This is a genomic window from Janibacter sp. UYMM211 (assembly GCF_040547045.1).
GTDB lineage: Bacteria > Actinomycetota > Actinomycetes > Actinomycetales > Dermatophilaceae > Marihabitans > Marihabitans melonis.
In genome coordinates, this window is record NZ_JBEPOY010000002.1 from 500,297 (window position 1) to 525,682 (window position 25,386).

General features: G+C 73.7%; 21 protein-coding genes. 17 read left to right on the forward strand and 4 right to left on the reverse strand.

What is annotated here, in order from left to right; genetic code table 11:
* The 6 genes from mtrB (at position 1) to ABIB53_RS07535 (ending at position 7,172) form a co-directional block, all read left to right on the forward strand.
* On the forward strand, positions 1-1,701 hold the full coding sequence (gene mtrB, locus ABIB53_RS07510) for an MtrAB system histidine kinase MtrB (protein ID WP_354587715.1): 1,701 nt from the start codon (positions 1-3) through the stop codon (positions 1,699-1,701).
* Positions 1,698-3,491: an LpqB family beta-propeller domain-containing protein gene (locus ABIB53_RS07515; RefSeq protein ID WP_354587716.1), complete on the forward strand. Its 1,794-nt coding sequence runs from the start codon at positions 1,698-1,700 to the stop codon at positions 3,489-3,491. The genes mtrB and ABIB53_RS07515 overlap by 4 nt, the downstream gene beginning before the upstream one ends.
* A gap of 130 nt (positions 3,492-3,621) precedes the next feature.
* The gene (locus tag ABIB53_RS07520) at positions 3,622-4,362 is read left to right on the forward strand and encodes a ComF family protein (RefSeq protein ID WP_354587717.1); all 741 of its coding nucleotides are present in this window, start codon (positions 3,622-3,624) and stop codon (positions 4,360-4,362) included.
* A gap of 160 nt (positions 4,363-4,522) precedes the next feature.
* Positions 4,523-5,188, forward strand: coding sequence for a ribosome hibernation-promoting factor, HPF/YfiA family (hpf, locus tag ABIB53_RS07525; protein ID WP_229300733.1), 666 nt, complete (start codon positions 4,523-4,525; stop codon positions 5,186-5,188).
* A gap of 77 nt (positions 5,189-5,265) precedes the next feature.
* Positions 5,266-5,964, forward strand: a complete 699-nt coding sequence (locus ABIB53_RS07530; RefSeq protein WP_354587718.1) for a LuxR C-terminal-related transcriptional regulator — start codon at positions 5,266-5,268, stop codon at positions 5,962-5,964.
* Complete coding sequence (locus ABIB53_RS07535; protein ID WP_354587719.1) at positions 5,961-7,172, forward strand: winged helix-turn-helix domain-containing protein; 1,212 nt, start codon at positions 5,961-5,963, stop codon at positions 7,170-7,172. The genes ABIB53_RS07530 and ABIB53_RS07535 overlap by 4 nt, the downstream gene beginning before the upstream one ends.
* Here the strand turns inward: ABIB53_RS07535 and ABIB53_RS07540 are convergent.
* Complete coding sequence (locus tag ABIB53_RS07540) at positions 7,169-8,305, reverse strand: GNAT family N-acetyltransferase (protein ID WP_354587720.1); 1,137 nt, start codon at positions 8,303-8,305, stop codon at positions 7,169-7,171. The genes ABIB53_RS07535 and ABIB53_RS07540 overlap by 4 nt on opposite strands.
* A 189-nt stretch (positions 8,306-8,494) precedes the next feature.
* Between ABIB53_RS07540 and secA the strand changes: the two genes are divergently transcribed.
* Positions 8,495-11,296 (forward strand): preprotein translocase subunit SecA, encoded by a 2,802-nt coding sequence (secA, locus tag ABIB53_RS07545; protein WP_191563019.1) that lies wholly within the window; start codon positions 8,495-8,497, stop codon positions 11,294-11,296.
* Positions 11,297-11,329: 33 nt separating this feature from the next.
* Here secA and ABIB53_RS07550 read toward each other — a convergent pair whose 3' ends face one another.
* Together ABIB53_RS07550 and ABIB53_RS07555 are read right to left on the reverse strand one after the other, a co-directional pair.
* Positions 11,330-11,860: an Rv3235 family protein gene (locus tag ABIB53_RS07550; protein WP_123091535.1), complete on the reverse strand. Its 531-nt coding sequence runs from the start codon at positions 11,858-11,860 to the stop codon at positions 11,330-11,332.
* Positions 11,857-12,684, reverse strand: coding sequence for a LysM peptidoglycan-binding domain-containing protein (locus tag ABIB53_RS07555; protein ID WP_354587721.1), 828 nt, complete (start codon positions 12,682-12,684; stop codon positions 11,857-11,859). Before ABIB53_RS07555 ends, ABIB53_RS07550 begins: the two co-directional genes overlap by 4 nt.
* 185 nt (positions 12,685-12,869) lie before the next feature.
* Here ABIB53_RS07555 and ABIB53_RS07560 point away from each other — a divergent pair, with 185 nt between their 5' ends.
* Positions 12,870-13,412, forward strand: coding sequence for a hypothetical protein (locus ABIB53_RS07560; protein WP_354587722.1), 543 nt, complete (start codon positions 12,870-12,872; stop codon positions 13,410-13,412).
* Positions 13,413-13,440: 28 nt separating this feature from the next.
* On the opposite strand, the gene ABIB53_RS07565 is transcribed toward ABIB53_RS07560, so the two are convergent.
* The gene (locus tag ABIB53_RS07565; protein ID WP_068273548.1) at positions 13,441-13,653 is read right to left on the reverse strand and encodes a helix-turn-helix domain-containing protein; all 213 of its coding nucleotides are present in this window, start codon (positions 13,651-13,653) and stop codon (positions 13,441-13,443) included.
* Between the two features lie 178 nt (positions 13,654-13,831).
* Here ABIB53_RS07565 and ABIB53_RS07570 point away from each other — a divergent pair, with 178 nt between their 5' ends.
* The 9 genes from ABIB53_RS07570 (at position 13,832) to ABIB53_RS07610 (ending at position 25,353) form a co-directional block, all read left to right on the forward strand.
* Positions 13,832-14,512 carry a hypothetical protein gene (locus tag ABIB53_RS07570; protein WP_123091089.1) on the forward strand — a complete coding sequence of 227 codons (681 nt, stop codon included), beginning with the start codon at positions 13,832-13,834 and terminating at the stop codon, positions 14,510-14,512.
* Positions 14,509-15,804 (forward strand): CpaE/TadZ family protein, encoded by a 1,296-nt coding sequence (locus ABIB53_RS07575; RefSeq protein ID WP_354587723.1) that lies wholly within the window; start codon positions 14,509-14,511, stop codon positions 15,802-15,804. The genes ABIB53_RS07570 and ABIB53_RS07575 overlap by 4 nt, the downstream gene beginning before the upstream one ends.
* Before the next feature lie 29 nt (positions 15,805-15,833).
* On the forward strand, positions 15,834-17,258 hold the full coding sequence (locus ABIB53_RS07580) for a WS/DGAT/MGAT family O-acyltransferase (protein ID WP_354587725.1): 1,425 nt from the start codon (positions 15,834-15,836) through the stop codon (positions 17,256-17,258).
* On the forward strand, positions 17,255-17,671 hold the full coding sequence (locus tag ABIB53_RS07585) for a DUF6912 family protein (RefSeq protein WP_201465993.1): 417 nt from the start codon (positions 17,255-17,257) through the stop codon (positions 17,669-17,671). Before ABIB53_RS07580 ends, ABIB53_RS07585 begins: the two co-directional genes overlap by 4 nt.
* A 61-nt stretch (positions 17,672-17,732) precedes the next feature.
* A complete protein-coding gene (locus ABIB53_RS07590; protein WP_354587726.1) occupies positions 17,733-18,035 on the forward strand; it encodes a hypothetical protein in 303 nt (100 codons plus the stop codon).
* Positions 18,032-18,529: a hypothetical protein gene (locus ABIB53_RS07595; RefSeq protein WP_354587727.1), complete on the forward strand. Its 498-nt coding sequence runs from the start codon at positions 18,032-18,034 to the stop codon at positions 18,527-18,529. Before ABIB53_RS07590 ends, ABIB53_RS07595 begins: the two co-directional genes overlap by 4 nt.
* A gap of 4 nt (positions 18,530-18,533) precedes the next feature.
* Positions 18,534-19,025, forward strand: a complete 492-nt coding sequence (locus tag ABIB53_RS07600; protein WP_354587728.1) for a DUF2505 domain-containing protein — start codon at positions 18,534-18,536, stop codon at positions 19,023-19,025.
* 86 nt (positions 19,026-19,111) lie between these two features.
* Positions 19,112-23,896 carry an NAD-glutamate dehydrogenase gene (locus tag ABIB53_RS07605; protein ID WP_354587729.1) on the forward strand — a complete coding sequence of 1,595 codons (4,785 nt, stop codon included), beginning with the start codon at positions 19,112-19,114 and terminating at the stop codon, positions 23,894-23,896.
* A complete protein-coding gene (locus ABIB53_RS07610) occupies positions 23,893-25,353 on the forward strand; it encodes a sensor histidine kinase (protein ID WP_354587730.1) in 1,461 nt (486 codons plus the stop codon). The genes ABIB53_RS07605 and ABIB53_RS07610 overlap by 4 nt, the downstream gene beginning before the upstream one ends.
* Positions 25,354-25,386: the final 33 nt, after the last annotated feature.

Sequence of the window (25,386 nt, forward strand, 5' to 3'; positions counted from 1 at the left end):
ATGGCCGGGGGTCTCCTCCCCGAGCCGCCGAGCCGTCCGGCGCTGCCGGTCCGAGCGGTCCGCCGGATCGTCGCCCTGTGGCGGCGCAGCCTCCAGCTGCGCGTCGTGACGACGACCGTCGTCCTCGGCATCATCACCGTCTCGCTCATCAGCGCGGCGATGTACCGCTCCATCGCCGAGGGGCTCATCGCCGACCGGGTGAGCGCCTCGCAGGCCCAGGCCCGTCAGCTCGCCGGCGACGCGCAGGAGACGCTCGACCAGACCGACCAGACGGAGACCCCCGCGAAGCTGTCGCAGGCGGTCAACGACATCGTCAACTCCACCCTCGCCCCGCCGGCCGACGACCGCTCGCGCTACTTCGTCTTCGCCCGCTCGCAGAACAACGACGAGCCCGGCCCGGCGCTGGAGACCCGCTTCATCAAGGGCAGCGGCGTCGACCTCAACGACATCCCGCCCGAGCTGCGCCAGGCCGTCGCCGCTGACCCGGAGCGCCAGCAGACGACGACGATCGACCTGCGCCGCGAGGGGCAGAGCGCGGGCGCGCTCACGGGGCTGTCGAGCGAGGAGACCATCCCCGCCGTCGTCGTCGGCTCGCAGATCACCGTGCCGACCGCCGGTGCCTACGACGTCTACCTCGTCTACCCGATGGAGCAGGAGGAGCGCACGCTCGCGACGATCACCCGCTCCTTCGTCCTCGGCGCGCTCTCGCTCGTCCTGCTCGTCTCGGCCGTCGCCTTCGTCGTCACCCGACAGGTCGTCTCGCCGGTGCGCCGCGCGGCCGCGGTCTCCGAGCGCCTGTCCTCGGGCCACCTCAACGAGCGGATGAGCGCACGCGGCCACGACGACCTCGCCCAGCTCGGCCGCTCCTTCAACGACATGGCCGACAGCCTCCAGGCCCAGATCCGTCAGCTCGAGGGGCTCTCGCGCGTCCAGCAGCGTTTCGTCTCCGACGTCTCGCACGAGCTGCGCACCCCGCTGACGACGATCACCATGGCGGCCGACGTCCTCATGTCGAGCAAGGACGAGCTCGACCCCGTCGCGGCCCGCTCGGCCGAGCTGCTCGTCACCGAGCTCGAGCGCTTCGAGGCGCTGCTCGCCGACCTGCTCGAGATCAGCCGCCACGACGCCGGCGCCGCCGTGCTCGAGCTCGAGCCCACCGACATCTACGCCGTCGTCGACCGCGCCATCGCCTCGGCCGAGCCGATCGCCCGCGTGCGCGGGTCCGACGTGGGCGTCGTACGGACCGGCACGACCGCCATCGCCGAGGTCGACAGCCGTCGCATCGAGCGGATCCTGCGCAACCTCGTCGTCAACGCCGTCGAGCACGGCGAGGGCCGCCCGGTGACGGTGCACGTCGGCGAGAACGACGACTCGGTGAGCGTCGTCGTCGAGGACCACGGCGTCGGCCTGCGCGCCGGCGAGGCCTCGCTCGTCTTCAACCGCTTCTGGCGGGCCGACCCGGCTCGCGCCCGCACGACGGGCGGCACCGGGCTCGGGCTGGCGATCTCGCTCGAGGACGCCCGCCTCCACCACGGCTGGCTCCAGGCGTGGGGCGAGCCGGGCCAGGGCTCGCGTTTCCGTCTCACCCTGCCCAAGACCCCGGAGTCGCGCATCCAGACGGCCGCCCTCCCGCTCACGCCCACGGAGATGGCGGCGGACCCCTCGCCGCGTCTGGCGAGGAGCGAAGGGGGGACCTCGTGACCCCCGTCGAGCGGCCGGGCCTGCCGCGCCGGGCCGTCCTGCGCCTCGCGCTCGGAGCGGGCGGCGTCGGGGCGCTCAGCGCGTGCGGTCTGTCGGTCGACGACACCGTGCGCCCGGGGCTCGAGGTCGACGCGGCCCAGGACCGCGAGGAGATCCAGTACCAGCCCGAGCCGCCGCGCCCGGGGATGACCCCGGCCGAGCTCGTCCAGGGCTTCCTGCTCGCCGGCGCGTCGACCGGCAGCGGGCTGTCGGTGGCGCGCAGCTATCTCACGCCCGAGGCGTCGAGCGCGTGGAACCCCGACGACGCGCAGACCATCGTGCAGGCCCAGGACCTGCCGCAGATCCGCTCCGAGGGCGACGGCACGATGCATGTGCAGACCCGTGTCGCCGCGCGCATCGACGCCGACGGGCGCTACTCGCTCGCCAAGGCCAGCGACGGGGCGATCGTGCGCTTCGGGGTGAGCCGGGTCGAGGGGGAGTGGCGGATCTCGAAGGTCCAGCAGGACTTCGGGCGGCTGCTGCCCTCCTCGCGCGTCGACCAGATGTACCGGCGCTACCGCGTGCACTACGCGGCGATCGGGTGGAACAGGCTCGTGCCCGACCTGCGCTGGATCCCCAGCGACCAGGAGGCGACCCGTCTCGTGCGGGCCCAGCTCGGCGACGTGCCGAGCTACCTGGCCGGGGCGGTCCAGACCGACGCCGACGCGCGCCTCACCGTCGACGCGGTGCCGGTCATCGACGGCGTCGCCCAGGTCGACCTCAAGACCGACCTGTCGAGCGACCCGACGGTGCGCAAGAACTTCGCCGCCCAGCTCGTCGCCTCGCTCATGCAGCTGCCGGCCGTCACCCAGGTGGCCCTGAGCGTCGCCGGCTCCACCCTCGACCTGCCCGGCATCGAGCCGCCGCTCACGAGCCCGGCGCAGTTCGGCTTCGTCGAGGTGGGCTCGCCGGACGGCCAGTACGCGATCGTGCGCGAGGACGAGCGGGCCGTGCCCGTGCCGCTGCGGCAGGTGGGCGCGGCCACGGACACCGACGTCGCTGCCCGCGAGAGCCCCTTCTCGGACGTGCCGACCCGCTGGGCCCGACTCGCGGTGAGCCTCGACGGCAAGGAGATCGCCGCGGTCCGTGGCTCCGGCCTGGAGCTCGTGCGCTGGTTCGACGACAAGACCTCGGTGCCCGTCGAGCAGTTCGCCACGCACATGACCCGCCCGGTCTACGACGCGTCGGGGGTGCTGTGGGTCGCCGGGCGCGGCGAGCTCGACTCCTCGCGGCTGTGGGTCATCAACACCGCCGTCGACCCCTCCGAGCCCGACGCCGAGCCGGCGGAGGTGCCGGCGCCGTGGCTCACCGGCCGCCGGCCGATCGCGATCTCGGTGAGCCCGGACAGCACCTGCCTCGCCGCGATCTCGACCGACGACGGGGGTGGCGACGTGCAGATCCAGGTGAGCGGCATCGCCCGCCAGCCCAACGGCCTGCCGACGTCGACGGCGACCCAGTCGCTGCAGGTCGCGGCGTCGGTCGAGCAGGCGAGAGACCTCACGTGGATCACCCCGACGACCCTGGGCGTCCTCGGACGCCGGTCGACGGACAAGGCCGTGCGCCCGCTCCTCGTCGAGGTCGGGGGCCAGATCGAGGCCCTCGCCGCGGTGACCTCGGCCCGCTCGATCGCGACGACCGGTGGCGAGCGCGAGCTCTACGTGACGACCTCGTCGGGTCGCACGTACAGCCGGGTCGGGGCGAGCTGGAGCGCGCTCGGCGTCACCGGCACCGTCGTCGTCCCGTCGTCCTGACCCGCAGCATCCCCTGACCGCGGTACCTCCCCACCACGGGTCCGTCCACAGGACCTCGCTGCGCCGAGCCGTCGTCCACACCGCCGTCGTCCGCGCCCGCGGCGGGGGAGCGCCGCACGAGGCTGGCGGGGTGAGAGACCTCCTCGCCGCGGCCCTCGACCTCGTCCTGCCCGCCGCGTGCCCGGGCTGCGGGGACACCGGTGCCCCGCTGTGCGCGTCGTGCGCCGCCGCCCTCTCGCCGCGCCCGCGCGTCGTCGTGCCCCGGCCGATGCCACCGGGGTGGCCGCCGTGCTGGGCCGGCGGGGCCTACGAAGGGGTGGCCGCGGCCCTCGTGCGCGCCTACAAGGACGGTGACCGGCGTGACCTCGCGCCGGTCCTCGCCCTGCCGCTGGCCCGTGCGCTCGACGCGGTGCTGCGCGCCGACCCGGCGACCGCCCGTGCCGCGGCCCTCGGGGGTCTCCTCGTCGTGCCGGCCCCGAGCGCGCCGGGCACCGCTCGCGCCCGCGGCGACCGACCGGTCCGGGCGCTCGCACGACGTGCGGTCGCCGGCCTGCGACCCGAGGAGGCGCGCGTCGTCGACCTGCTCCGGCTGCGCCGCGGGGTCCGTGACCAGGCGACCCTCGGCGGAGCCGGGCGCCGGGCCAACCTCGACGGGGCGATGCACGTGAGCCCTTGCGGCACAGGCCTGCTCGTCGGCGCGACGTGCGTGCTCGTCGACGACGTCGTCACCTCCGGCAGCACCCTGGCCGAGGCGACGCGGGTCCTGCGGCGAGCCGGGGCGGCCCGTGTCGTCGCCGCCTGCGCCCTCGCGACCCCGTTGCGCTCAGACAGGGAGGGACCCGCCCTGGCGAGTGCACCCGTTGGGGTCTAACGTGTCGTCATGGACCCCCAGGCACGCGGCGACCGCGGACCACGGGGGTTCTCTGCGTCTGCCCCGACCAGCGGTCGGCGGCGGCGGCGAAGGGGGTGGGACCCAGCGCGTCAGGCCTAGCACGCCACCACCACGTACCCCCTCGTCCCAAGGAGGACCGATGGAGATCGTCGTCACCGGACGGCACGTCAACGTTTCCGACCGACTGCGCGAGTACGTCGCCGAGAAGCTCGACAAGGTGACCCAGCTCGAGCCACGGATGCAGAGGGTGGAGGTGCTCGTGAGCCACGAGACCAACCCCCGGCAGTCCAAGACCTCGGAGCGCGTCGAGATCACCTGTCGCTCGAAGGGTCCGGTGATCAGAGCCGAGGCGTGTCATGACGACCGGCAGGCAGCCGTCGACCTCGCGACCGACAAGCTCATGGAGCGGCTGCGTCGCGCGCACGACCGCCGCAAGGTGCACCGCGGGCGCAAGGCCCCGGTCTCCGTGGCGGAGGCGACGGCCGGGCTGCAGGCCCCCGAGCCCGTGCTCGACGGGGACAGCACGACCGACGACGGGCCCGACCTCTTCGGCGCGGTCGGCAACAGCCCCATCGAGGTCCGCGAGAAGGTCCACGTCAGCGCCCCGATGACCCTTGAGGCCGCGCTGCGCGAGATGGAGCTCGTCGGCCACGACTTCTACCTCTTCCACGACAGCGAGACCGACCGGCCGAGCGTGGTCTACCGCCGTCGCGGCTGGTCCTACGGCGTCCTGCACCTCGAGGCCGCCGCCGACGGCGCGCCCGAGCCCGAGCCGGCCACCGCCGGCCAGGGGGCCCGCGGCTAGCGCAAGCGAGAGGCCGTACGCACAAGGGGCGGGGACGACGCCGGTCGGCGCGTCCCCGCTCCTGCATGATGTCCTGCATGGCCGAGCCGATCCGGGTGCTCCTCGTGTGCAGGTACCCCCTGTACCGCCTGGGCCTGCGCGCCGCGCTCGGCGGAGCGGACGCCTTCGAGCAGGTCGTCGACGCCGCAACGGGGGCCGAGGCCCTGGCCGTCGCCCCCGAGCTCGAGCCCCACGTCGTCGTCGTCGACAGCAACGTCGTCGGCATGCTCCTGGCGGACCTGCTCTCGCGGCTGCAGCACGCCTGCCCCTCGGCCCGGGTGCTCGTCCTCGTCTCGGTGACCGACGAGCACGTCTTCGGCGAAGGGGTCCCGCCCGCGGCGGGCTACCTGCTGCGCGAGTGCACCGGTGAGGAGCTCCTCGCCGCGGTGTGCGCCGTGCACGCGGGCGAGCCGGTGGCGGCCGAGGACCTCGGTCCGCTGTTGCTCGCTGCGTACGACTCGATGAAGCTGACGATGGTCAGCCACGGCGAGCCGGTCCGCGAGCCGGTGCAGCAGCGCGAGCTGACCGCCCGGGAGCGCGAGGTCCTCGCCCTGCTGGCCCTGGGCAGGCGCAACCGCGACATCGCCCAGGAGCTCTTCATCGCGGAGAACACCGTGAAGAACCACGTGCGCAACATCCTCGACAAGCTCGTCCTCACCTCGCGGGTCGAGGCGGCGACGTACGCCCTTCGTCACGGCGTGACGGCCGAGCGCCCCGGCGACGCCCGGCGCGCGTGAGCGCCGTCCCCGGGCCCCGCCGCCTCGGCCTGCCCGCCGCCCGCCGCGTCGCCCTCGCCGCGCAGGGGCTGGCGGCACCGCGACCGCAGCGGCCGGTGACCGTGCGCGACCTCGGTCGGGTGCTCGACACCGTGGGCCTGGTCCAGATCGACAGCGTCAACGTCCTCACCCGCAGCCACTACCTGCCCTTCTTCTCCCGGCTCGGCCCCTACGACACGGGGCTGCTCGACCGCATGCGCGACCGGGCGTCCCGCCGGATGGTCGAGTACTGGGCGCACGAGGCGAGCCTGCTGCCGCCGAGCACGTGGCCGCTCATGGAGCACCCGCGGATGCGTCGCGGCGAGGAGGACTCGTGGGGCGGCATGCGCAGGGTCGCCCAGGAGCACCCCGATCTCGTGGGCGCGGTCCTCGCCGAGGTCGAGGCCGGCCGTCCCCGCACCGCCCGTGAGATCGAGGCCGCGCTCGAGCACGACGCGCCCCGCGCCGAGGGTGGCTGGGGGTGGAACTGGTCGCTGGTGAAGAACGCGCTCGAGCACCTCTTCTGGACCGGACGGATCTCCAGCGCCGGCCGCACCCGCCAGTTCGAGCGGCGGTACGCCGGGCTGTCCCGCGTCGTGCCGCCGGCGGACGCCGCCCGCTGGCTCGACCCCGCGCGGCGGCTCGGCCCGCAGGACGCGTACGACGAGCTCGTACGGATCTCGACGCGTGCCCTCGGTGTCGCCGACGTCGCGAGCATCGCCGACTACTTCCGCATCCGGCGCGAGCACGCGGTGCCGGCTCTGGAGCGGCTCGTCGCTGCCGGAGAGGTCGAGGAGGTACGGGTCGAGGGCTGGTCGGCCCCGGCCTACCTCCACGCCGCCGCGCGTCGCCCCCGGTCGGTCTCCGGGCGGGCGCTGCTGTCCCCCTTCGACTCCGCCGTCTGGCACCGCCCCCGGCTCGAGGCGCTCTTCGACTTCCACTACCGCCTCGAGATCTACACCCCGGCTCCGAAGCGGGTGCACGGCTACTACGTGCTGCCCTTCCTGCTCGGCGACGCCCTCGTCGGGCGGGTCGACCTCAAGGCCGACCGCGCCGCGGGCGTCCTGCGGGTGCACCGGGTCGGCTGGGAGAGCGGGCGCGGGGGAGTGCAGGACCGTGCGGAGCTCGACGCCGAGCTCGACCTCATGGCGCGCTGGCTCGAGCTCGGCGCGGTCGCCGGCGGGGCCTAGGGGCGGACCCGCTCCCAGTGGTCGGCCGGTCCCACCGACCCGTCGGGGGCGGTGGCGGCCGCCTCGTGGCCCCAGCGGGAGAACCCGGCGAAGGAGAGGACGGCGTTGCTCGCCGCGTTGTCGGCGGCGGTCTGCGCGACGAGCCGGCGCAGACCGAGCCCGCCGGACTCGCGCGGGGTCAGGGCGTGCTCCGCGGCGAGGGCGGCGGCGGCCTTGGCCACTCCGCGACCTCGGGCCCGGGGGTAGAGGAAGTAGCCGAGCTCGGCCGTGTCGCCGTCGACGAGAGTGCCGCCGTGCACGAAGACGAGCACCTCGCCGAGGGCGACGTCGCTCTGCGCGTCGGCGACGCACCAGTTGACCCCCGACCCGCTCGCCATGGCGTGCCGGCGGCGGTCGAGCCACGCGTCCCACGTCTGCGCCGTCGGCAGGGCGCGGGCCGGCACGTGGTGGCTCGGGTGGTCCGGCTCCTCGACGCTCGCCCGGTCGTCGTCCCGCCACGGGCGCAGCCGGACTGAGCCGTCGGTGAGCACCGGCGGGGTGATCCACGGGGTGCGCGGGCTCATCTCCTGCCCGGGGAGCAGCGAGGCGCACCACGCGTCCATCACCGCCCCGTCGCGGCCGGGGACGCGCTGGGGGAGCGTGCCGTGGTCGGTCATGCCGACCCGCCACGCGACGCGCCGCGAGCCCCAGTTGCCGACGTTGGCGTACCAGTACAGGCTCGGCGCGCCCTGCTCGAAGGCCCATGCCGCCCCGAGACGCATCGCGGCCGTCATCACGCCGCGGCCGCGCACCGCCGGGTGGGTGGCGAAGCCGACCTCCCACGGGTGCTGCAGCGAGGGGCCGGGGCGCAGGTCGAGCAGCCCGGCGAAGGGGGCTCCCTCCTCGCCGTCGACCCCGGTGAGCTCGACGACGAAGATGCGCACACCCCCTTCGTCCTCCCACTGCGAGCCGATGTGCTCGAGGAAGTCGGCGGCGTCGTCCGGGCCGTACGGGCTCGGCACGGTGGTCCACCGCAGGGTCTCGGGGTCGGTGCTCTGCTCGACGACGGCCGGCAGGTCGGCCGGCGTCATCGCGCGCAGCCGGACGCGCCCGTCGTCGAGGACCGGCACGCACTGCGGGTAGCTGCTCGTCATGGCGTCACCCTCGCCGCCCGTCCCCGTGGGGGGCAAGTCAATTGCCCTGCGGGCGAAGGGGGAACCGCCGCGCGACCCTCTTCGTTGGGCGCTGCTGTGGCGAGGGACTAACCTGACCCACAGTCCACGACCCCCGAGGCTGCAGGGTCTCGCCGCGGGTCGGATGTCGTCGTCAGGAGAGACATACCCGTGAAGATCGTCGAGAAGCTGCTGCGTGCCGGTGAGGGCCGGGTCGTCAAGCGGCTGGAGGGCATCGCCGCGCAGGTCGCCGCCGTCGAGGAGGACTTCGAGGCGATGAGCGACGCCGAGCTGCGAGGTGAGACGGAGAAGTTCCGCGCTCGCCTCGCCGACGGCGAGACGCTGGACGACATCCTCCCCGAGGCCTTCGCGGCCGTGCGCGAGGCGTCCCGCCGCACCATCGGCAAGCGCCACTTCGACGTGCAGGTCATGGGTGGCGCCGCGCTCCACCTGGGCAACGTCGCGGAGATGAAGACCGGTGAGGGCAAGACCCTCGTCGCCACCCTGCCGAGCTATCTCAACGCGCTCGAGGGCAAGGGCGTGCACGTCATCACCGTCAACGACTACCTCGCGCAGTACCAGGCGGACCTCATGGGCCGCGTCCACCGCGCCCTGGGGCTCGAGACCGGCTGCATCCTGTCGCACATGACGCCGGAGGAGCGCCGCGCGGAGTACGCGAAGGACATCACCTACGGCACGAACAACGAGTTCGGCTTCGACTACCTGCGCGACAACATGGCCAACAAGGTCGACGACCTCGTGCAGCGCGGCCACAACTTCTGCATCGTCGACGAGGTCGACTCGATCCTCATCGACGAGGCGCGCACGCCGCTCATCATCTCGGGGCCGGCCGACCAGCCGACGAAGTGGTACGTCGAGTTCGCCAAGCTCGTCACGAAGCTCGAGCGCGGCACCGCCGCCGACACCCTCAAGGGCATCGCGGCGACCGGCGACTACGAGGTCGACGAGAAGAAGCGCACGATCGGCGTGCTCGAGCCGGGCATCGAGAAGATCGAGGACGCCCTCGGCATCGACAACCTCTACGAGAGCGTCAACACCCCCCTCATCGGGTACCTCAACAACGCGATCAAGGCCAAGGAGCTCTTCAAGCGCGACAAGGACTACGTCGTCATCGACGGCGAGGTCCTCATCGTCGACGAGCACACCGGTCGCATCCTCAAGGGGCGTCGCTACAACGAGGGCATGCACCAGGCGATCGAGGCCAAGGAGGGTGTGGAGATCAAGAACGAGAACCAGACCCTGGCGACGATCACCCTGCAGAACTACTTCCGGCTCTACGACAAGCTCTCCGGCATGACGGGCACCGCCCAGACCGAGGCCGCCGAGCTGCACTCGATCTACCAGCTCGGTGTCGTGCCGATCCGCACGAACCGCCCGATGGTCCGCAAGGACCAGGCCGACCTCGTCTACCGCACGGAGGAGGCGAAGTTCCGCGCGGTCGTCGACGACATCGCCGACAAGTACGAGGAGGGCCAGCCGGTCCTCGTCGGCACGACGAGCGTCGAGAAGAGCGAGTACCTCTCCGCAGAGCTGACCAAGCGCGGCGTGAAGCACGAGGTCCTCAACGCCAAGCACCACGAGCGCGAGGCCGCGATCGTCGCCGACGCGGGGCGCAAGGGCGCCGTCACCGTCGCGACGAACATGGCCGGTCGAGGCACCGACATCATGCTCGGCGGCAACCCGGAGTTCCGCGCGGTCGCCGAGCTGAAGAAGCGCGGCTTGGACCCCGAGGAGACCCCGGAGGAGTACGAGGCGGCGTGGGACGACGCGCTCGCCGCCGCCGAGAAGGCCGTCGAGTCCGAGCACGAGGAGGTCACCGAGCTCGGTGGCCTGTACGTCCTGGGCACCGAGCGGCACGAGTCGCGCCGCATCGACAACCAGCTGCGCGGTCGCTCCGGCCGTCAGGGCGACCCGGGCGAGTCCCGCTTCTACCTCTCGCTGCAGGACAGCCTCATGCGGCTCTTCAACGCCGGCTTCGTCGACCGCGTCATGGCGACGGCGAAGATCGACGACGACACCCCCATCGAGGGCAAGCTGCTCTCGCGCTCGATCGAGTCGGCGCAGAGCCAGCTCGAGGGGCAGAACTTCGAGACCCGCAAGAACGTCCTCAAGTACGACGACGTCCTCAACCGCCAGCGCACCGTCGTCTACGACGAGCGGCGCCGGGTGCTCAAGGGCGAGGACCTCGAGGAGCAGGTCCGTCACTTCATGACCGACGTCGCCGGCGGCTACGTCGACGCGGAGACCTCGGCGGGCTTCGCCGAGGACTGGGACCTCGACCGACTGCTCACGGCGCTCGGCGCGGTCTACCCGATCTCCTTCACCAAGGAGGACCTGCTCGAGCGGGCCGGCGGCCTCACCAAGCTCACGGCGACGAACCTGCGCGAGGAGGTCGTCACCGACATCCACGAGGCGTACGACCGCCGCGAGGCCGAGCTCACCCCGCCGGTGGCGCGCGAGCTCGAGCGACGCGTCGTGCTGTCGGTCCTCGACCGCAAGTGGCGCGAGCACCTCTACGAGATGGACTACCTCAAGGAGGGCATCGGCCTGCGGGCGATGGCCCAGCGCGACCCGCTCGTCGAGTACCAGCGCGAGGGCTTCCAGCTCTTCGAGGCGATGAACGAGGCGATCAAGGAGGAGAGTGTCGGCTACCTCTTCAACGCCGAGGTCGAGGTCGACCAGCGCACGAGCGTCGGCGCCGCCCCGATGAGCGTCTCCGACCTCATCGGCTCCGGCTCCGGCTCGGGCGAGGGCGAGGGCGACGTCGCCCACGAGCGTCCGGCGATCCGGGCGAAGGGGCTCGAGGACGAGCCGAGCGCGCGCAACCTGCACTACTCGGCCCCGTCCGAGGACGGCAGCGTCGAGGAGCGCGACGACGACGAGACCGTCACCGCCGGCAGCTCGCGCTCGGAGCGTCGCGCCGCCGCGAAGAAGCAGCGCAAGAAGCGGTGACGACCAAGCGCGACGGGCTGTGAGCCCCCGCCCTCAGGCCACCTGGAGGGCCGTGACGACCCAGCGTCCGTCACGGCCCTCCAGCCGTATCGCCATGGCGCGCAGCCGCCCGCCGTCGTGCACGACGAGGCTGGCCTCGGCGACGTCGTCGCGCGGGTGGCAGACCCGCGCGGTGCGGACCCGGACGCGGCGGACCACCCCTTCGCCCTGACGAAGGGGGTGACCCGCCCGTCGGGCGGCGAGGGCGCCACGCCGGGCGACGACGGTGTAGACCTCGGGGGAGGTCCACCGCAGCACCTGCGCCGGCGGCCGTGCTCCGTGCATGACCTCGACGACGGCCTGGCCCACGTGGGCCGCCCAGGCCTGGGCGTCGGGGAGCTCGTCGGCCGGGGTCGGCTGGATGCCGAAGACGGCCTCGTCGCTGGCCATCCGGAAGTCGACGGCCAGCGCGTCCTGGACGTAGGGGGTGCGCGGGTCGCGCCGGTCCGCCTCGTCGCGGGTGGGGAGCGGGACGCCGACCGGCCGCGCCGAGGGCGCGGGGACGATGTGGATGGGCGTGCTCATCGCGCGGTCCGCCCCGCGGCGGGCAGCGGGTCGGGTGCGTGCAGGACGATGCCCGGCAGCACGAGGTCGGGGTCGTCGCCGATGACGGACCGGTTGGTCTCGTACCAGTGCGGCAGGGCCGCGACGACCTCCGCCGGGGTCGCGCGGGACCCGAGGTGGCGCTCGACGACGTCCCACAGGCAGTCGCCGCGGCGCACGACATGGCTCACGCCCGGCTCGTCCGCCGGGGCCGCTCGACCACCGATGACCTCGAGCGAGGGCTGCTGCACCGGCCGCGGGCGGTGGGGGGTCCAGCCCGCCGACGGCGCGACGGCGGGGCGAGCGGCCGACCTCTCGTGCGGCACCGCCGTCGCCCGCCACGAGGCGTCGGGGACCGAGGTGGGCACGGTGGTGCGCCACCCCGGGTCGGGAGCGGAGACCGAGGGTGGGCCTGCGGGGTCCTCGCCGCCACGACCGGGCGTGCCGGTCGTCGCGGCTCTCGCGGACACGCTCGCACCGGGCAGGACCACGGCGACGCTGCTCGTCGTGACGACGAGGGCGAGACCCTGGCGCAGGACGGCGGGGGTGACCCGGTCGGCCAGGCGCGCTACGAGACGCCCGAGCCGGCCCGGCAGCGTGGCGGCGAGGTGGAGCCCGCTCAGCGCGCAGAGCCATCCGGCACCCGCGCAGGCCGCGACGGCGCACAGGGCGAGCAGGACCGAGCCGGGGTCGGAGCGCTCGAGCTGCGCGAGCGCCGTCCGGCAGGCGGCGGCGAGTGCGAGCGTCGCCGCCGTGGCGGTGACGAAGAAGCCCGAGATCGCTCCTCGGCCGGTCGTCGTGCTCATCGTCCTCACCCCTGCGTCGTCGGGCTGCCGGTCTGCGGCGATCATCTAACGCCGTCAAACGACAGCAAACAACATCAAAAGACATCGAGCAACAGGGTGGTCGCCGAGCGGTCATCACGCCGCGCGGCCCACGCCGCTGAGCGCGCGCCCGGCGGGGGAGCCGGCGCGCGGGCAGGATGTCGCCCATGCGCTGGGACCGTCTCTTCGACGACCTCGAGTCGCAGCTCGCCGCCCAGGAGCGTCTCGAGCTCGACAGCGAGGTCGCCGAGCGCACCCGCGTCGAGCGCTCGAAGGTGACGCTCACCGACCGGCTCGTGGGGTCGACGGGAGCCGTCGTCGGAGCGCACCTTCTCGGCGGGCGGCGGCTCGAGGGGGTGCTCGTCGACGTGGGGTCGGGGTGGTTCGTGCTCGAGGCGCGCTCGCGCCCGACGCTCGTCGTCGCCGGCGCCGTCGTCTCCCTGTCCGGGCTGGCCCGGCGGCCGCGCAGCACGGCGAGCGCACGGCGGCTGACCCTGGGCTACGCGCTGCGAGGGGTGAGCCGGGACCGCCGGGTCGTGCACGTGCACGACGTCGGGGGAGGGCTGACGACCGGCACGATCGACGGGGTCGGGGCCGACGTCGTCGACGTCGGCGAGCACCCCGTGGACGTGCCGCGGCGGGCGGGCGACGTGCGCTCGGTGCGGGTCCTGCCGCTGGCGGCCCTCGCGGCCGTCGCCGACGCGGGGTGAGGCGGCTCAGCCCCTGGGCGAGGCGGGGTCAGCCGTCGCGCTGGGAGTCGACGAAGGCCTTCGTCTGCGAGTACATCCGCTCGATGTAGGCGTCGAGCTCGGTGAGCTCGACGCGCCACTGGCCGCGCCCGCCGACCTTGATCGCCGGCAGCTCTCCGCTGCGCACGAGGGCGTACGCCTGGGCAGCGGAGATGTCGAGGGTCTCGGCGACCTCGCTCAGCGGGACGAATCTCTTGGCCATGGTCTCTCGCACGACGGGCAGGACGGGAGCCGTCAGTCTGCCACTGCTCGCGCGGGGTGCGCCGGAGCCTGTGGAGACCGCGTGCCGCGGGGCCCCGACCTGGACCATAGTGGGGCACGCAGCCTGCGGGCGTCGCCGAGGACACCCGCCCGTCACCGACGAGAGCCAGGGGAGCACCGTGAGCGCCGATCTGCCCGCACCGACCGCCCGCCGACTCTCCGCGCCGAGCTGGAAGGACAGCCGTCTGCTCGTCGGCGTCGTGCTCGTCCTCGCCTCGGTCGTCGTCGGGGCCCTGGCGATCGGCGCGGCCGACGAGCGGGTCGGGGTGTGGGCCGCGGCCTCGGACATGACCCCGGGCGACCCCGTGCGCGAGAGCGACCTCGTGCGCGTCGACGTCTCGCTCGGTGACCAGGCGGGCAAGTACCTGCAGACCGGGCGTGAGTTCCCCCAGGGCGCGACCATCGACCGCGAGCTGCGCCAGGGCGAGCTCGTGCCCCGCTCCGCCCTCATCGACCGCGGCGACCTCACCGTCTTCCCGACCGTCGTCCACGTCCCCGCGACCGATCTCAGCGGCCTGGCGAAGGGGTCGCGCGTCGCGATCTACGCCGCCGCTCCCCTCAGCTCGCAGGACAAGCAGGCTGGCAGGCGACCCGAGTACACCGAGCTGCTCAGCCCGGTAACGGTGCACCGCGTGCCGACGCAGGGCGGCACCGTCATCGGCGGCAGCAGCGCGGACTCGTCCGTCGAGCTGCTCATCCCCGAGGACGAGGTCGAGCGGGTGCTCTCCGCGGACACCGACGCCGACCCACCCCTTCGCGTCGTGGCCAACGGCGGCACCCTCGCCGAGGTCGCGGAGTGATCGACGTCCTCGTCGCGGTCGGCCACGGCTGGGAGAGCCAGCTGGTCACCGCGATCGACGAGGTCCCCGGGGTCCGGGTGGCACGCCGGTGCCCGGACCTGGCGGACCTGCTCGCCGCCGTCGCCGCCGGGCACGGCGACGTCGCCATCGTCTCGGCCGACCTCAGGGGCGTCGGACGCGACGCCGTCGCCCGGATGTCGGGCGACGGCGTGGCCGTCGTCGGGGCGTCGGCGGAGGGTGACGAGCCCTCGGAGCGCGTCCTGCGCCAGCTCGGCGTCGAGACCGTCGTCCACCCGGGTCTCGACCGCGACGAGCTGCGCGAGCGCCTGGGCACGGCAGCCCGCAGCACGGCCCGACGCGCCGACGAGACGCAGATCGACGCGCGAGGGCCCGGCGGGGCGGGCGACGACGACGACGTGACCGACGCCGAGCCGGTCCGCGGCCGGGTGGTCGCGGTCTGGGGCCCGACCGGTGCGCCCGGCCGCACCACCGTGGCGGTCGGGGTGGCCAGCGAGGCGGCGGCGCTCGGGGTGCCGACCGTGCTGCTCGACCTCGACACGTACGGTGCCTCGGTCGCCCAGGCGCTGTCGATGCTCGACGAGTCGCCGGGCATCGCGGCGGCGGCCCGGGCGTCCGAGCTGGGCACCCTCGACCTCGTCTCGCTCGCGCGCCTCGCCCCGGAGGTCGCCCCGGGGCTTCGGGTCGTCTCCGGCGTCGTCAGCCCGCAGCGATGGCCCGAGCTGCGTGCCTCGGCGGTCGAGCAGGTCCTCGAGCTGGCGCGGGGGCTCGCCCCGCTCGTCGTCCTTGACCTCGGCTTCTGCGTCGAGGAGGACGAGGAGCTCTCCTACGACACGGCGGCGCCGCGTCGCAACGCGACGACCCTCACCGCGCTCGCGGTCGCCGACGACCTCCTCGTCGTCGGTGCGGGTGACCCCGTCGGCCTGCAACGGCTCGTCCGGGCGGTGCAGTCGTTGGCGTCGGTGCCGAGCCCGCAGCCACGCACCGTCGTCAACAGGGTCCGCGCCGCCGCGGTCGGGCCCGACCCGCAGCGACGGATCTCCGAGTCGCTCGAGCGCTTCGCCGGCCTGACCGGGCTCGTCTTCGTCCCGGACGACCCCGCGGCGACGGACGCGGCGATGCTCGCGGGTGCGACCCTCGCCGAGAGCGCCCCGAGCAGCCCGGTCCGTCTGGCCCTGCGGGCGCTGGCCGCCGACCTCCTCGACGTCGAGGTGCCGCGGGCCGAGCGCCACGAGCGGCGTGGGCTGCGGCGGGCCCGCACGAGGAGCAGGTGAGCAGGCAGGCCCCGTGCGACGATGACCCGGTGAGCCAACGACTGTCCGCCCTCGACTCGTCGTTCCTCTACCTCGAGGACGCCACGCTGCCGATGCACGTCGGGTCGGTGATGATCTTCGAGCCCCCACGTGACGGCTTCGACTACGACAGCCTCGTCGAACTCATCGCCGAGCGCATCGCGAGCTCGCCGCGCTACCGCCAGCGCGTCCAGAGCGTGCCCGCGCGGCTCGCGAACCCCGTCTGGGTCGACGACGAGGACTTCGACCTCACGTACCACGTGCGCCGCTCCGCGCTCCCGCGTCCGGGTGACGACGAGCAGCTCGAGGAGTTCGTCGCGCGGATCACCTCGCGCCCGCTCGACCGCAGCCGTCCGCTGTGGGAGCTCTACTTCGTCGAGGGGCTGACCGACGGCCGCTTCGCGATCGTCAGCAAGGCGCACCAGTCGCTCGTCGACGGCATCAACGCCGTCGACGTCGGGCACCTCCTCCTCGACCCCGACGGGGTCCACCCGGACGAGGAGACCCGCCGCCCCACGGGGTCTCCCAGCCCCCTTCGCCTCGTCGCCGACGCCGTCATGGACTCGGTGCGCCGACCCAGCCAGGTCGCCGACAACGTCCGTGGGGGTCTGCGCGACGTCTCCGAGACCGGGCGGCGCGCTCTCGGCCTGGCCGGCGGGCTCGTCTCGACCCTCGCCCAGGTCGGCACGCGCCCGGCCCCGCAGTCGCCGCTCGACGTCACCGTGTCGGGCACCCGTCGGTGGGTCATGGTGCGCACGGACCTCGCGGACTACCGCCGCATCCGGACCAGCCTGACCCGTGGGCGCTACGTCGAGGACGTGACGATCAACGACGTCGTCCTCGCGACGATCACCGGTGCGCTGCGCACGTGGATGCAGAACCGCGGCGAGCACCTGGGCTCGACCGCCGTCATCCGCGTGATGGTCCCGGTGAGCGTCTACGACGAGTCCGGCGACCACCGCTCCGGCTCGCGCCTCACCGCGTGCTTCGTCGACCTGCCCGTCGGCGAGGCCAGCCCGTCGATGCGCCTGCACCAGATCGCCTTCTCGATGCGCCAGCAGATGGAGACCACGCAGGCGGTCGACGCCGCCTCGCTGTCCTCGCTCGGCGGATTCGCGCCGCCCACCCTGCACTCGCTCGGCGCGCGGACCGGAGCGGCGATGACCCGGCGCCTCTTCAACCTCGTCGTGACCAACGTGCCCGGCCCCCAGCAGCCCCTGTACGCCGGGGGAGCGCGGCTGCTCGCGACCTACCCCGTCATGCCGCTCTCGCGCGGGCAGGCGCTCGCCGTGGGGCTGACCTCCTACGACGGGTCGGTCTACTTCGGGCTCAACGCCGACCGTCTCGCGATGCCCGACCTCGACGTGCTCGCCCAGGCGGTCGACGAGGCCCTCGCCGAGCTGCGGGAGAGCCCGCGGGGCGGGGGTCGGTCGTGAGCGTGCGCGTCTACCTGCCGCTGGTCATGTCCGACCTCGCCGCCGTGCAGACCTCCGGCGAGGTGCCGCTCTCCGCCCGCCGCACCGCGCACGCCGTGACGGCGGGCGACCGCGCGGACCATCCCGGCGAGGACGAGGAGGACCTCGAGTTCGAGGCGACCTGCCAGGCGCTCGACAGCGCCTCGGACCGCCGCCGGACGACGGGGGAGCGCCGCGTCGTCGTCGCCGCGGACGTCGCGTCCGTGCGCGATCAGGACGCGTGGACCGTCGCCGTCGAGGCCCCGGTCGCCCTGTCCGACGTCGTGTCCTTCCACGTCGAGGAGAGCACCGGCACCGCGCTCGGCGAGGGCTACGACGACCTCCTCTGGTACGACGTCACCGAGCTCGACCAGCTCGTGGCCGAGGCGGGCTGACCGGCGGCCCTGTGGGCGACCCGGCCGCCACCGACGGCGTCCCGGATACGCTGACGGCACCATGCCAGGACACCCCGAGCCGCAGCGTCTGACCGAGCTCGCCACCGAGGTCGGCGGCCTCGGGCGGCTCGCGCGGGCCGCCGGCGACGAGCTCCTCGACAGCCTCGTCATGGTGGGTGACCACGGCACCCAGCGGGTCGTCGACGACGCGGTCGACGCCCTCGTGAGCGCGCTGCGCGGGGTCGACGCCGAGTGCGCCGAGCTGGCCTACGTCCTCGGCAGCACCGGCACCCGGGGCGAGGCGCGCCGCGCTCCCTCCAGCGCGCCGCGACCCGCCGAGGACCACGCCCGCGAGGCCCGATGAGCGCCGCGCTGCTGGGTGACGCCGCGTCGGTCTCGGCCCTCGTCGCGTCGCTGCGACGGCGGGCCGGCGACCTCGAGGTCCGCGCCGACGAGACCGACGCAGCCCACGCGGCTGCTGCTGCGGGGTGGATCGGTCGCGTGGCCGTCGGGCACCGTCGCCGGGTCGACGCCGTGACAGCGACCAGCCGCGGTGCGGCCGCGCGGATGAGAGAGCTCGCCGACGCGCTCGACGACTTCGCCGCAGCGCTCGGCGAGGCGCAGCACGACCTGCGCCGCGCGAGCGACGAGGCCCGCTCGCACGGGCTCGTCGTGCAGGACGGGCAGGTGCTGCCCGGGTGGGGCATCTCCGGCGAGGCCGACGGCAGCGCGGACGCCGAGCGTGCCGAGACGGCCGAGCGGCTGGGCCGACGGCTGCAGCGCAGCGCGGTCCTGCTCGAGCGCCGCCGAGCAGCCCTGGCCCACCGCGCCGAGGAGGTCTCGAGATGGCTACCGTGAGGCCATGCGCTTCCACCGTGCCTACAGCTTCGACGCCCCTTGCGAGCAGGTCTACGACCTGCTGATGGACGAGGGCTTCCAGCGCGAGCGGGTCGCCCGGACCGGGACCGACCCCCGCGCCGAGGTCACCCGCGGCTCCGACGCCGACGTCGTGAGCATCGTGCTCAACCTGCCCACCGACGGTGCGCCCGGCCCGGCGAAGAAGTTCCTCGGCGACTCCCTCACCGTCACCGACGACCGTCGTTGGGAGAGCGACGCCGCGTCCGACGGCGCCCGGCGGGGCACGGTCGTCGTGCGGGTCAAGGGCGCCCCCGTGACGATGGACGGCACCCTCTCCCTCACGCCCGAGGGAGAGGGCTGCAGCCTCGTCGTCGAGGGCGACCTCAAGTGCTCCATCCCGCTCGTCGGACGCTCGCTCGAGGGGCAGATCGCCGAGGTCATCGGGGGCTTCGTCGACAGCGAGGCACGCGCGGTCAGGCGGCGTCTCGGCGCGTGACGGCGCGGCGCTAGGCTGGGTGCTGCGAGCCGACGAGGACGTCGGCCACCCGCCGTCGAGACCGCAGATCAAGGATGCCCGAGCACATGGTTCCGCTCTCCGCCGACTCGTCCTCCACCGTCGCCGAGGGGGCCGCCACGGCGGCCGCCGCGGCTGGTGAGGACCCCACCTTCGTCCGCCGCTACCTGCGGCACGTGGACCCGGCCGAGGTCTCCGGCCGACCACCCGAGGACCTGCTCGCGCTCGCGAGCCGGCACCGCTCCGCCGCCGAGCAGCGCTCGGCCGGGCAGTCCCACCTGCACGTGAGCAACGGCTCGGTCGACGTCGTCACCGACGACCGTCCCTTCCTCGTCGACTCCGTCGTCGGGGCGCTCGAGCGCCTGGGCCACCGGGTCACGCTCGTCATCCACCCGCAGTTCGCCGTGCGCCGCGACGACGACGGCCGCATCGTCGACCTGCGCGACGCCCCCACGGGCGGCCAGGGCGTCGCCGCCGGCGAGCTCGCCGAGTCGTGGATGCACGTCGAGACCTCCGCGTCCGCCGCCGACGACGAGGTGCTGACGACGACGGTGCGCGACGTCCTCGACGACGTGCGCTGCGCCGTCCAGGACTGGGAGGCGATGCAGCAGCGCGCGCTGGAGCGCGCCGACGAGATCGCCGCGTCCGGTGACGACGACGAGCTCGACGAGGCCGCCGAGCTGCTGCGCTGGCTGACCCGCGACCACCTCACCTTCCTCGGCATCCGCGACTACACCGTGACCGACGCCGGCATGGAGCCCGTCGCCGGGTCCGGTCTCGGTCTGCTCGCCGACGACGCGTACACCCTCAGCGAGGCCGAGCAGCGCCTGGCGCAGGACCGCGTGGGCGTGCGCATCGGCAAGGGCAGCGCACGCTCGACCGTGCACCGCACCGCCTACCCCGACCACGTCGCCGTGCGCTGGCAGGGCAGCGACGGCTCGCTGCGCGAGACCCGCGTCGTCGGGCTCTTCACCTCGAGCGCCTACACCGAGCCGGTCATCACGATCCCCGTCGTCTCGGCGAAGGTCACCTCGATCCTGCACACCGCCGGGTGGAGCGAGGACTCGCACTCCGGCAACCGGGTCCTGCGCCTGCTCGAGACCTTCCCCCGCGACGAGCTCTTCCAGGACGACGTCGAGCACCTCGACCAGGTCGTGCACTCGATCCTGCGCATCGAGACCCTGCGCCAGACCTCGCTCTACCTGCGCGGCGACGCGCAGCGCCAGTACGTCACCGCCCTCGTCTACCTCTCGCGCGACCGCTACACGACGACGGTGCGCCACCGCATCGAGGAGGTCCTGCTCACCGCGATCGGGGCCGACGAGGCGACCTTTACCGCCCACGTGAGCGAGGACTCCCTCGCGCGGCTGTACTACGTCCTGCGCCGCACCGACGGCAAGCCGGTCTACACCCCGTCCTCGGACGAGGCCGGGTCGCTCGGCGACCGGGTCGCCGCCGCCTCGCGCACGTGGACCGAGCACCTCGCCGCCGCCGCCGAGGAGCGCCTGGGCGATCGCGCAGAGGCGATGCTCGCCCCCTTCGTCCACGGCTTCCCCGTCGACTACCAGGACGACTTCGACGCCGCGCAGACCGTCGCCGATCTCAAGAACCTCGTCTCCATCGACGAGGACCACCGCTTCGAGTGCGTCCTGTACGACCCCCGCCGCGGCCACGGGCGTGACGACGGGGCGACGGTGCGCCGCTTCAAGCTCTTCAGCATCGACCGGGTCTCCCTGGCCCGCGTCATGCCGCTCTTCCACGACCTCGGTCTCGAGGTCGTCGACGAGGAGCCGTACATCGTCACCCGCTCCGACGGCGAGCGCATCGGCGTCTACGACTTCGGCCTGCGGGTCGACGACGCGGGGCTGTGGGATCAGCACACCCACGAGGAGCTCCGCGAGCTCGTCGAGAGCGCGGTCACCGCGGTCTGGTCGGGTCGCGCCGAGTCCGACGCGCTCAACTCGCTCGTCGTCTCCGCCGGTCTCACCTGGCGCCAGGTCGCCCTGCTGCGGACCGTCGCGCGCTACCTGCGCCAGACCCGCACGACGTGGAGCCTGCGCTCGCTCGCCGAGGCGCTCACCGAGCACACCCAGATCGCCCGCGAGCTCGTCGCGCTCTTCGACGCCCGCTTCGACCCCGACGTCGAGGGTGACGCGCAGGCGCGCGAGGCGGCCCAGGCCGAGATCCGCGGCCGGATCGACGAGCTGCTCGACGACGTCGCCTCGCTGGCGCACGACCGGGTCATCCGCTCCTTCGTCGGCGTGATCGCCGCGACGCTGCGCACGAGCTACTACCAGCACGACGAGCAGGGCGAGCCGCTGCCGCGGATCAGCCTCAAGCTCGAGCCGCGCAAGGTGCCCGACATGCCCAAGCCGTGGCCCGCCTACGAGATCTGGGTGTGCTCGCCGATGGTCGAGGGCGTGCACCTGCGCTTCGGCGCGGTCGCCCGTGGCGGTCTGCGCTGGAGCGACCGGCGCGACGACTTCCGCACCGAGGTGCTCGGCCTCGTCAAGGCGCAGATGGTCAAGAACGCCGTCATCGTGCCGACCGGCAGCAAGGGCGGCTTCTACGGCAAGCAGCTGCCCGACGCCTCCGCCGACCGCGAGGCGTGGATGGAGGCCGGCCGGGCCGCGTACCGGCAGTTCATCTCCGGTCTGCTCGACATCACCGACAACCGCGTCGGCTCCGAGGTCGTCCCGCCCGAGCGCGTCGTCCGCGTCGACGGCGACGACCCCTACCTCGTCGTCGCGGCCGACAAGGGCACGGCGACCTTCTCCGACCTGGCGAACTCCGTCGCGCAGGAGTACGGCTTCTGGCTCGACGACGCCTTCGCCTCCGGCGGCTCGATCGGCTACGACCACAAGGGCATGGGCATCACGGCCCGTGGCGCGTGGGAGTCGGTCAAGCGGCACTTCCGCGAGATGGGCGTCGACACCCAGAGCGAGGACTTCACCGTCGTCGGCATCGGCGACATGTCCGGTGACGTCTTCGGCAACGGGATGCTCCTGTCCGAGCACATCCGCCTGCTCGCGGCCTTCGACCACCGTCACGTCTTCCTCGACCCGGACCCCGACGCGGCGAGCTCCTTCGCCGAGCGCCGGCGCCTCTTCGACCTGCCGCGCAGCTCGTGGGCCGACTACGACACCTCCCTCATCAGCGAGGGCGGCGGCGTGTGGCCGCGCTCGGCGAAGTCGATCCCCGTGAGCGAGCAGGCCGCGGCCGCGCTCGGTCTCGACGGGGCGACCTCGCTCGCGCCGAACGACCTCATCCGCGCGATCCTCCTCGCGCCAGCCGACCTGCTGTGGAACGGCGGCATCGGCACCTACGTCAAGGCGCAGAGCGAGAGCCACGACGAGGTCGGCGACCGCTCCGGCGACGCCTACCGCGTCGACGGCGCCCAGCTGCAGGCGAAGGTCGTCGGCGAGGGCGGCAACCTCGGCGCCACCCAGCGCGGTCGCATCGAGGCCGCGCAGAGCGGCGTGCGGATCAACACCGACGCCGTCGACAACTCGGCCGGCGTCGACACGAGCGACCACGAGGTCAACATCAAGGTCCTCCTCGGCGACGTCGTGCGCGAGGGCGGTCTCGACGAGCCGGCCCGCGTCGACCTGCTCGCCTCGATGACCGACGAGGTCGGCGAGATGGTCCTGCGCGACAACTACGAGCAGAACGTCCTGCTCGGCAACGCGCGTGCCCAGGGCGGCTCGATGCTCTCGGTGCACGAGACCTTCATGACCGACCTCGAGGAGCGCGGCGAGCTCGACCGCGAGCTCGAGTTCCTGCCGAGCAAGAGCGAGGTCGCCCGCCGTCAGGAGGCCGGGCAGGGGCTCACCTCGCCCGAGCTGTCGGTGCTCCTCGCCTACAGCAAGCTCGCCCTCAAGGCCGACCTGCTCGAGTCCGCGACCCCGGACGACCCGGCGACCGAGGACATGCTGCTCTCGTACTTCCCGCAGCGCATCCGTGACGAGTACGGCGACCAGGTGCTCGCGCACCCCCTTCGCCGACAGATCGTCACAACCGTCCTGGCCAACGACGTCGTTAACCGCGGCGGCATCACCTTCGTGCACCGCGCGGTCACCGAGACCGGTGCGACGCCCGAGCAGGTCGCCCGGGCCTACGTCGTCATCCGCGAGGTCTTCGGACTCGACGACTACGTCGCCGAGGTCGAGGCGCTCGACGCGGTCGTGCCGACCGAGGTGCAGACGCGGCTCTACCTCGAGTTCCGTCGGCTGCTCGACCGCGGGGTGCGTTGGCTGCTCGCCGCGCGCCCGGGTCGGCTGGCGATCCGCGAGGAGATCGAGCGCTTCGCGCCGGTTGTCGCCGAGCTCGGCTCGAGCGTCGGCGGCATGCTCCAGGGCTCGGAGGCGAAGCGGCTCGAGGACAACACGGCCGACCTCGTCGAGCGGGGCGTCCCCGAGCAGCTCGCGGCCCGGGCCGCGTCGCTGCTCGACGGCTACTCGCTGCTCGACATCACCGACATCGCCGCCGACTCGGGGCAGACGCCGGAGCAGGTCGCCGAGCTGTACTACCTCGTCTCGGAGCGCTTCGGCATCGACGACCTGCTGCTGCGCGTCACCGCGCTGCCGCGCGTCGAGCGGTGGGACAGCCTGGCCCGCGGTGCGCTGCGCGACGATCTCTACGCGACGCTGCAGGCGCTCACCCGCTCGGTGCTCGAGTCGAGCTCCGAGCTCAGCGACCCGACGCCCGAGGAGCGGTGGCAGAGCTGGCTCGACGGGCACGACGAGTCGTGGGAGCGCGTGCGCACCTCGCTCGCCGGCATCCGCGCGCTGTCGGCGCCGACCGTCGCCGCCCTGTCCGTCGCGCTGAGGATGCTGCGCTCGGTGACGCGGTGACCCCAGTCCGCACGACGACCGAGGTCTTCGCGGCCAGCGGTCTGACGCAGGCCGAGGTCGAGCGGCTGCGGCTGGTCCTCGAGGACTGGCAGCTGCTCGCCGACCTCGGCTTCTGCGACCTCGTCATGTGGGTGTGCCTCGACGAGGGCTGGGTCGCCGTGGCCCACGCCCGCCCGATGACGGGGCCGATGGCCTTCGTCGACGACATGATCGGGCGGCCCGCCTTCGACGACCTGCGCGAGGTCATCGACGCCGCCGCGGACGCGGGGCAGTGCATCGACGCCGACGGCCTCGAGGGCACGACGAAGGTCGCCGCCGTGCCCGTGCGGCTCGGCGGGCGCACGGTCGGCGTCGTCACCCGGCACCAGCCGGGTGGTCGTGACCGCTCGACCAGCCCGCTCGAGCGCACCTACGGCGAGCTCACCGACACGCTGAGCGAGATGCTCGTGCGGGGGGAGTGGCCCTCGGCGTCGGCCCCGACGGGCCAGCGCCGCGGGGCGCCCCGGGTCGCCGACGGGGTCATCCAGCTCGACGAGCGGGGCGAGGTCCTCTTCGCCAGCCCGAACGCCGTGAGCGCGATGCGCCGCCTCGGGCACGACGGCCAGATCCTCGGCGCGGTGCTCGCGCAGGCGATCGGCGGCCTGCCCCGTCTCGACGGCCCGCTCGACGAGGGCCTGGCCATCGTCGTCATGGGCCGCGCCGCGTGGCGGGCCGAGGTGACGGCGGGCGGTCAGGCGGCGACCCTGCGGGCCCTCCCGCTGACCCGGGGCGGCGTCCGGCAGGGCGCGATCGTGTTCATCCGCGACATCTCCGACCTGCGGCACCGCGACGAGCAGGTGCTCAGCAAGGACCAGACGATCCGCGAGATCCACCACCGGGTGAAGAACAACCTGCAGACTGTGGCGGCGCTGCTGCGGATGCAGGGGCGTCGGGTCGAGGACGGCGAGGGTCGTCAGGCGCTGCGCGAGGCGGAGCGCCGCGTCGGGGTCATCGCGATGGTCTACGAGACGTTGAGCACCGGCTTCTCCGAGGAGGCCGACTTCGACGAGATCGCCGTGCGCGGGTTGCGCGGCATCATCGAGGTCGCGCGCACCCAGGGCTCGCTCGACTCACGGGTCGAGGGCAGCTTCGGCTGGATGGGCCCGAACGAGGCGACCTCGGTCGCCCTCATCCTCTCCGAGCTCATCCAGAACGCCGTCGAGCACGGCGTGCCCGACGGGGGAGCGATCGTCGTGCGGGCCGAGCGCACCGCGGCGGACGGCGAGGACATCCTGCGGGTGAGCATCACCGACGACGGGGCGGGTTTGCCGGCGGGCTTCCGGCCCAGCCGGGCCGGGCTCGGCACCCGGATCGTCACCTCGATGGTGCAGGACCTGCGCGGCACGATCCGCTGGGAGGACAACCCCCAGGGCGGGACGACCGTGCGCTTCAGCGCCCGGCTGCGTCAGCGCAGCTGACCCCGGGCGAAGGGAGAGCCGGTGGCCGCTCCG